This window comes from uncultured Amaricoccus sp., assembly GCF_937858865.1.
In the GTDB taxonomy this organism is placed as follows: domain Bacteria; phylum Pseudomonadota; class Alphaproteobacteria; order Rhodobacterales; family Rhodobacteraceae; genus Amaricoccus.
The window spans coordinates 1-7167 of the sequence record NZ_CALLYO010000370.1 but is presented as its reverse complement, the minus strand read 5'-3'; the positions used below and the strand labels follow the sequence as shown (position 1 = coordinate 7167).

Below are 7167 nucleotides of genomic sequence, written 5' to 3'. Positions count from 1 at the left end.
CGAGGATGTTGCGGATGGTGCCGTTCGGCGACTTCCACATCTCCTTGAGGCCGAACTCCTTCACCCGCGCCTCGTCCGGGGTGATCGTCGCGCATTTCACCCCGACGCCGACCTCCTTGATCGCGTTCGCCGCGTCGACGGTGATCTGGTCGTTGGTGCGGTCGCGCTCCTCGATGCCGAGGTCGTAGTACTTCAGGTCGATGTCGAGATAGGGAAGGATCAGCTTCTTCTTGATCTCGTCCCAGATGATGCGGGTCATCTCGTCGCCGTCGAGCTCGACGACCGGGTTGGCAACCTTGATCTTCGTCATGTTGGCTCTCGCCCCTCGCAGCTTGGCATCCGTGTCTAGGCGCTGTCGCTATAGAGGACAAGCGCAGAGAGATAAAGTGGCTGCATACTTTTGTATGCAGAACCCGGCGGCGGCCGTGGCTACCTGGCGCCGACCGTCTCGAGGAAGGCCGTGGCGCGGTCGAGCGCCGCCGCCGTCCCGGCCGCGTCGAACGCCAGCGGGCTGAGGGTCGAGCGTTCCTCCTGGTCGAAGCCGTGCGTCACGCCGGCGATCACGAGGGTCTCGACCGGCAGGCCGCGCGCCGCCAGCGCGTCGGCGATCTCCAGGCATTCCTCCGCCGGCGCGACATAGTCGTCGCGGCTGAGCAGGAAGAGGGTGGGGACGGCGCGGGTCCAGCCGCCGCCGCGCGCCAGGTTCGCCTCCCCGCAATAGGGATAGAGCAGGATCACCCCGGCCACCCCCGCCAGCGGGTCCGCCGGCGCGTCCGGCCGGAGGCCGGCGAGGTTGTAGGGCAGCCGCTTCGGCGGGTCCATGGCGAGGAGGTCCATGATCGCCCACCCCCCGTGCGAGGCGCCGACGAGCGCGATCCGCCCCGGGTCCACGAAGGGCATCCGCCGCGCGTCGTCGACCGCGATGAGCACGTCCCCCGCCCGCTCCGAGCCCATGAGGATCTGCCCGGCACAGACCAGCCGCCAGACCTCGAGGTCCACCAGCCCGCGCGGCCCGTGGCTGTCGACCACCACCGCCGCCCAGCCCTCGCGGTTCAGCCGCTCCGCCCAGCGCAGCACGTTGTCGCGCGGCCCGTCGCACCCCGAGAAGAGGAGCGCCGTCGGGAACGGCCCCGCGCCCGGCGGCTTCATCACCCGGTAGGCCGGCGCCAGCAGCGCCGACAGCGCGTCGGGCTCGAGCCGCTCGACCGTCCAGCCGCGGTAGCGCGACAGCAGGTTGCCGCCGACCGCCAGCACGCCCGCCGCCACCAGCGCCGCGGCGAGCAGCGCCCGGCGCAGCCAGCGCCGCCGCCTCCGGCTCACCCTCCGGCCCGCGCCTCGATGAAGTGCCGCTTCAGCCGCCCGACCTCCTCCGGCGTCCACCCCGGCGGGTCGGTCACCGCCACCCAGGCGTCGATATAGTGCTCGGGCGCGTAGTAGTGCCCGTGCCCGATCGGCACCGCGAGCGCGATCGCCATGTCGAGCCCGAGCTGCAGGAAGGTGACGACCGGATACCAGCGCAGCTCCGGCGACACGTCGGGCCCCAGCGGCGGGGTCATCCAGTCCGGCTTGTGCCAGACCGAATGCGGGTCGAAGAAGGTGATCGGGTCCGAGGCGTACTGCAGGAAGACGATCCGCATCGGCCCCCACTCGGCCCCCGGGACGTCGAGGTGATTCTCCTGGTTGGTGAAGCGGATGATCGAGCCGTCGCCATAGGTCGGCAGCCACTCCGGCGAGCCCGGATTGCGCTCCCGCGTCGCCCCGCCCCAGAGCGGGCTCGGGAAGGGCGGCCCGCTCCACACCGCCCCCTGGAACGGATCGGCCATGACCTCGTGCACCCGGAACGACTGCTCCGAGCCGTAGGAGCCGAGGCTCAGCCCCTGCAGGTAGAGCTTCGGCCGCGCGTCCTCCGGCAGCTCCGTCCAGTGGCGGTAGACGGCGCGGAAGAGCTCCCGCCCCGCCGCGCTGCCGTAGCCCGGCTCCACCAGCAGCGAGATCCAGCTGGTGAGGTAGGAATACTGCATGGCCACGATCGCGGTGTCGCCGTCGTGCAGATACTCGAGCGTGTCCATCGCCGCGGGGTCCATCCACCCGGTCCCGGTCGGCACCACCACGATCAGCACCTTGCGGTCGAAGGCGCCGGCCCGGATCATCTCGTCGAGCACGAGCCGCGCCCGATCGTCCAGCTCCTCGGCCGAGTTCAGCCCGGCATAGACCCGGATCGGCTGCTTCGCCGGCCGCCCGGTGAAGGCCGCGATCTGCTCCGCCGTCGGCCCGGAGACGACGAACTCGCGCCCGGCGCGGCCGAGCTCCTCCCAGCTCACCAGCGATTCCGCGCTCCCGGTGCGCGCCGGCTCGGTCGGCGCGGGGAACTGCGGCTCCATCAGCGCGTCGAGCGCCTGGAACGAGCGGTCCGACAGCCGGATGAAGCCGTCGAAGAGCACGCCGTCGACCAGCGTCCAGAAGAGCGCGGCCGCCGCCAGCCCGCCGACCAGCATCGAGACCCGCTCCGGCACGTAGCGCGCGAGCCACCGGCGCACCATCCCGCCCACGCCGCGGAACGAGCGGGCGACGAGCAGCAGCAGGACGAAGACCACCAGGGCCACCAGCGCCACCGTGAACGGCTCGGCGCCTTCGAGGAGCGGCATCCCCATGCGCTCGCGGATCGAGTTCTGCCACTCGGCGCTCTTCCAGAGGAAGCGCAGCACCACCGCCAGCGCCACCGCGGCCGCCGCCCAGGTGGCGTTCCGCCGCACCCTGACGTTCGCGAGCGGCAGCTGCATCCACTCCCAGGCCGCCAGCAGCAGCACCCCGATCCCGTAGCCGATCGCGAAGCAGACGCCCGACAGCACCCCCTGCAGCAGCGGCGCGCGCGGGATCAGCGACGGCGTCAGCGCCGCCGCGAAGAAGAGCGCGCCGATCACCAGCCCGAGCCCGGAGAAGGTCCGCCAGAGCTCGACCGGCTGCCGCGCGATCCACTGGAGCGGGCCGCGCCCGGCGGGCGCGGGCGCGGCCGAAGCGGTGGGAGCTGCCGGAGGAGCCTTGCCCGACCGGCGCCGCCTGGAGCTGGATTGCGGAGCCATGACCTTTCCCCCGACCTCGATCGGCGTTTCTCCGCCTGCTTAGCATCTGTCGCCGTGGAAACAAGCCGACGCCGGGGGCTTGCCGCCCGCGCCGCCACCGCCGACAGTGGGCCTGCCGACAGCGCAAGGACGCAGCCATGCCGCCGAAGGTCAGGCTCACCAATCCCGACCGCGTCTACTGGCCCGACATCGGCCTGAGCAAGCAGGGCCTCGCCGACTATTACGCCGCCGTCTGGCCGCGCATCCGCCCGCACGTCACCAACCGCCCGGTCGCCTTGCTGCGCTGCCCGGAGGGAACGGGGGACGCCTGCTTCTTCCAGAAACACCCCTGGAAGGGGCACGGCCCGCAGATCCTGACCCCGGTCGACCCGCTCAACCCCGACGATCCGCCGCTCATGGCCGTCCGCGGCCTCCCCGGCCTCACCGCGCTCGTCCAGGGGGGCGCGCTCGAGATCCACACCTGGCAGTCGCGGCTCGACGACCTCGAGCACCCCGACCAGATCGTCATGGATCTCGACCCGGGCGAGGGCGTCCCCTGGCCGGCGATGCTCACCGCCGCCCGCGAGGTGCGCGCCCGGCTGGAGGCGAAGGGCCTCGCCGCCTTCGTCAAGACCTCGGGCGGCAAGGGGCTGCACGTGCTGGCGCCGCTGCGCCCGTCCGCCGCCGGCGACTGGGCGGCGGTCAAGGCCTTCACCGCCGGCATCGCGCGGGCGATGGCCGCCGACGATCCCGAACGCTACGTCGCCACCGTCTCCAAGGCGCTGCGCGCCGGCCGCATCCTCGTCGACTACCTGCGCAACGGCCGCAACAACACCGCCATCGTCGCCTACGGCGCCCGCGCCCGCGCCGGGGCGCCGGTCTCGATGCCGCTCGCCTGGGAGGAGCTCGGCCCCGACATCGGCCCGGCGCATTTCACCGTCGCCAACGCACCGGAGCGAATCGCCGGCACCCCGGACCCCTGGGCCGACTTCCGCCGCGCCGCGACGCCGCTGCCGAAGCCCGGATAGTCGGCCTGCGACAGGATTGGTCGCCTTTCGTGACCTGGTTCACAGTCTCGTCCCGCGCCGAGGACTAGACCTCGTTCAGGGGGAGGGCGATGCATGAACGGCGGCTCTCCCCCGACCGAGGAGAGCAACCATGACGAACCGCCCCTGTGCCGCCGTCACCTACCGTGCCTCCGACGGCGACCGCGACCTTGCGATGCTGCTGGCGATCGATCCGGCTGAAGCCACCCTGGCCGATGCCTGGGCGCGGCTGACCGCCGCCTTCGGTACCGTCGACCCGGCCAGCATCGAGATCGAGATCCGGCGGCGCCAGGCCAAGCCCCGCGTCCGCCGCTGCGAGTGCGGCCGCGTGCTCGAGGGCCGCTGGCCCGACATCCGCAGTCTCGACGCCTGCTGAATTCTTCATGCCCCGCGGCGGTGCATTACGCCGTTCGCTGGGGAAATTGATACCAAGGCAATTTGAGCGACCATTTTGAGCAGTCTGGCCGCGGGCAGGGACGTTCCTTGCCCGCGGCTTTGCCGCTGCCCGCGCCGGCAGATGGCTGCCGCCGGGACTTCGGGTCAGGCCGTCCGCGACCCGGCGGGCTCCGCCAGATCGGTGCCGCCGAACCGCCTCTGGCGCAGGCGGAAGGCCTCGACCGCGGCGCGGAAATCCCCGGCGGTGAAGTCCGGCCAGGCGGTCCGCGGGAAGTCGTACTCGGCGTAGGTCCCCTGCCAGAGCAGGAAGTTCGAGATGCGCAGCTCGCCCGAGGTGCGGATGATGAAGTCGGGATCCGGCAGCCCGCGGGTGTCGAGCGCGGCAGCGAAGTCCGCCTCCGAGATCCCCGCCGGCGGCAGCCGCCCCGTCTCCACCTCGCGCGAGAGCGCGCGCACCGCGCGGGTCAGCTCGTCGCGCCCGCCGTAGTCGATGGCGATGCAGAGGTTGAGCCCGCGGCAGTCGCTGGTGCGGTCCTCGAGCGCCGCCATGAGCTCGCGCAGCCGCGACGGCACCCGGTCGCGCATGCCGATGAAGCGCACCCGCACGTCGTTCAGCCGCAGCCCGTCCATCTTGTTGCGGATGTACTGGCCGAAGATCCTCATCAGCCCCTCGACCTCGGCCAGAGGACGCTGCCAGTTCTCCGTCGAGAAGGCGTAGATCGTGAGATGGGTGACGCCGAGGGCGGGGCAGGCCTTCACGATCTCGGTGACGCGCCGCGCGCCGCGGGCATGCCCGGCCACCCGTCCGAGGCCGCGCGCCTCGGCCCAGCGGCCGTTCCCGTCCATGATGACTCCGACGTGGAAACTCGAAGTTGCCCGTTCTGTCATTCGCCGTCCACCTGCCCGACCGCGTCAATATGCGCAACGCGCGGCGGGGACAACAGTTCAGCGGGCGCTGCAAGTGAAAGTCGCTCACAAAAGGGAGAGCGCCAGGCCCGCGCCCAGTCGCATTGCGATCATATCCTCGCGTCAACCTTGCTGAACATCCGGTAAACGGCCCTGACTTTATCGTTCCATATCAACCAATTGCCCCGAGTCGCACGCGTGCGACTCCGGTGCGCGCCCCCTTGCCAAGGCCCCTCCGGACGTGCTTGCCTGCCCGGGCCAACCCTTGCGCGGAGACCTGCCACATGCCCTCACCCCTGCAGACCGGCCTCGGCATCGCCCTGCTGCTCGCCCTCGGCGCCTGCGCCGAGTTGAACGTCGGCGTCCCCGGCGAAGCCGCGGCCGAGGGCGGCACCTGCGGCGCCGAGGCGCACCAGGACTGGGTCGGCCAGCGGGTCGACGTGCTCAACGACGTCGACCTCCCCGAGGGGGCGCGCGTCCTCTTCCCGACCACCCCCGCCACCATGGACTACCGCGCCGAGCGGCTGAACGTCAGCGTCGACAAGGCCGACACCATCACCCGCGTCTACTGCGGCTGACGCCCCCGCCCCTGCCGCGGCAGCAGCAGCAGCGGCGCCGCCCCGAGCGGCGCCAGCAGCGCCAGCGCCAGCGGCAGCCCGACGAGGTGCGCCAGCGCCCCGATCAGCGGCGGCCCGATCAGGAAGGCGGTGAAGGCGACCAGCGCCAGCGTCGCCACGTTCCGCTCCGGCCGCGCCGCCGGCAGCTGCCCGACCATCGACATGGTCAGCGGATAGATGTTGCCGCACCCGGCCCCGACCACGAGCGCCGCCGGCAGCGACGCCCAGAGCCCCGGCGCCAGGCCGAAGGCGGCGATCCCCGCCGCCATGGCGAGCCCCGAGCCGAGGATGACCGGCCGCGGCCCGAACCGCTCCGCCAGCCAGTCCCCGCTCAGCCGCGCCAGCGCCATGGCGAGCGCGAAGAGCGAGAAGGTCAGCGCCGTCACCAAGGGCCCCGCCCCCTTCCACTCGCGCATGAGCAGGGCCGACCACTCCATCATCGCCCCCTCGATGAGGAGCGCCCCGATCGGCACCAGGCACATGGCGAGCAGCGCCCCCTCCGGCAGCCGGAAGCCCCGCTCCCGCTCCACCGGCCGCGCCGGCTCGTCGGCGATCTCCTCCGCGATCTCGTCGGCGATCAGCCTCAGCGCGAAGAAGATCGTCGCCGCGGCGAAGATCGGCTGCAGCACCAGCTGCTGGGCGAGGAAGCCGATCCCCCGCTCGGCGAAGGCGCCGCCGATCAGCGCGCCGGCCATGGTGCCGAAGCTCCAGAAGGCATGGCAGCGGGTCATGATCCGCCGCCCCAGCGCCCGCTCGGTCTGGCTCGCCTTGGCGTTCATCGACACCTCGATCGTCGCGATCGTCAGCCCGCAGAGGAAGAGCGCGAGCCCGAGGCTCACCGCGTCCCAGGCCAGCGCCGGCGCGATGAAGCTGACCAGGAACCCCGACCCGCCCACCACCACCGTGGTGCGCAGCCCGAGGCGGGCGATGATCCGCCCGACGATCAGGAAGCCGAGCATCGTCCCCGCCGGCATGCCGAAGAGGCAGAAGGCGAGCGTCAGCACGTCGAGCCCGAGCGCCTCCTTCACGTCCGGGATGCGCGGGAACCAGACGGCGAGGCCGATGGCGTTCAGCGCGAACACCATCTGCAGCGAAAGGAGGCGGCCGCGCTCGGAGGACATCGGGGAACCGGGACGAGAGGAA

Annotated in this window: 8 protein-coding genes; 3 read left to right on the top strand and 5 right to left on the bottom strand. The window is 72.0% G+C overall.

The genetic code is table 11. The features are described 5' to 3' along the window. The 3 genes from Q0112_RS10590 to Q0112_RS10580 all read right to left on the bottom strand — a co-directional run. Positions 1–310: isocitrate/isopropylmalate family dehydrogenase (locus Q0112_RS10590; RefSeq protein ID WP_297974961.1), on the bottom strand; the 310-nt coding region annotated here is incomplete at its 3' end. A gap of 119 nt (positions 311–429) precedes the next feature. Next, entirely contained in the window at positions 430–1320 is an 891-nt protein-coding gene (locus tag Q0112_RS10585) for a dienelactone hydrolase (protein ID WP_297974958.1), read from the bottom strand. Then, positions 1317–3080: an alpha/beta-hydrolase family protein gene (locus Q0112_RS10580; protein ID WP_297974956.1), complete on the bottom strand. Its 1764-nt coding sequence runs from the start codon at positions 3078–3080 to the stop codon at positions 1317–1319. The genes Q0112_RS10585 and Q0112_RS10580 overlap by 4 nt, the downstream gene beginning before the upstream one ends. Before the next feature lie 137 nt (positions 3081–3217). Here Q0112_RS10580 and ligD point away from each other — a divergent pair, with 137 nt between their 5' ends. Next, positions 3218–4087, top strand: coding sequence for a non-homologous end-joining DNA ligase (gene ligD, locus Q0112_RS10575; RefSeq protein WP_297974953.1), 870 nt, complete (start codon positions 3218–3220; stop codon positions 4085–4087). 130 nt (positions 4088–4217) lie between these two features. Next, positions 4218–4481: a hypothetical protein gene (locus Q0112_RS10570; protein ID WP_297974951.1), complete on the top strand. Its 264-nt coding sequence runs from the start codon at positions 4218–4220 to the stop codon at positions 4479–4481. Between the two features lie 164 nt (positions 4482–4645). Here the strand turns inward: Q0112_RS10570 and uppS are convergent, their stop codons facing one another. Continuing rightward, positions 4646–5389 carry a polyprenyl diphosphate synthase gene (uppS, locus tag Q0112_RS10565; RefSeq protein WP_297974949.1) on the bottom strand — a complete coding sequence of 248 codons (744 nt, stop codon included), beginning with the start codon at positions 5387–5389 and terminating at the stop codon, positions 4646–4648. A gap of 302 nt (positions 5390–5691) precedes the next feature. On the opposite strand from uppS, the gene Q0112_RS10560 reads away from it, so the two are divergent. Then, positions 5692–5985 (top strand): I78 family peptidase inhibitor, encoded by a 294-nt coding sequence (locus Q0112_RS10560; protein ID WP_297974948.1) that lies wholly within the window; start codon positions 5692–5694, stop codon positions 5983–5985. On the opposite strand, the gene Q0112_RS10555 is transcribed toward Q0112_RS10560, so the two are convergent. Continuing rightward, positions 5973–7167, bottom strand: a 1195-nt coding sequence (locus tag Q0112_RS10555) for an MFS transporter (protein WP_297974947.1), incomplete at its 5' end; no start/stop codon positions are given. The genes Q0112_RS10560 and Q0112_RS10555 overlap by 13 nt on opposite strands.

Bases quoted from the DNA above. Each gene is read 5' to 3' on its own strand.
- Q0112_RS10580 (WP_297974956.1), bottom strand. From the start codon at position 3,080: ATGGCTCCGCAATCCAGCTCCAGGCGGCGCCGGTCGGGCAAGGCTCCT.
- ligD (WP_297974953.1), top strand. From the start codon at position 3,218: ATGCCGCCGAAGGTCAGGCTCACCAATCCCGACCGCGTCTACTGGCCC.
- Q0112_RS10570 (WP_297974951.1), top strand. From the start codon at position 4,218: ATGACGAACCGCCCCTGTGCCGCCGTCACCTACCGTGCCTCCGACGGC.
- uppS (WP_297974949.1), bottom strand. From the start codon at position 5,389: ATGACAGAACGGGCAACTTCGAGTTTCCACGTCGGAGTCATCATGGAC.
- Q0112_RS10560 (WP_297974948.1), top strand. From the start codon at position 5,692: ATGCCCTCACCCCTGCAGACCGGCCTCGGCATCGCCCTGCTGCTCGCC.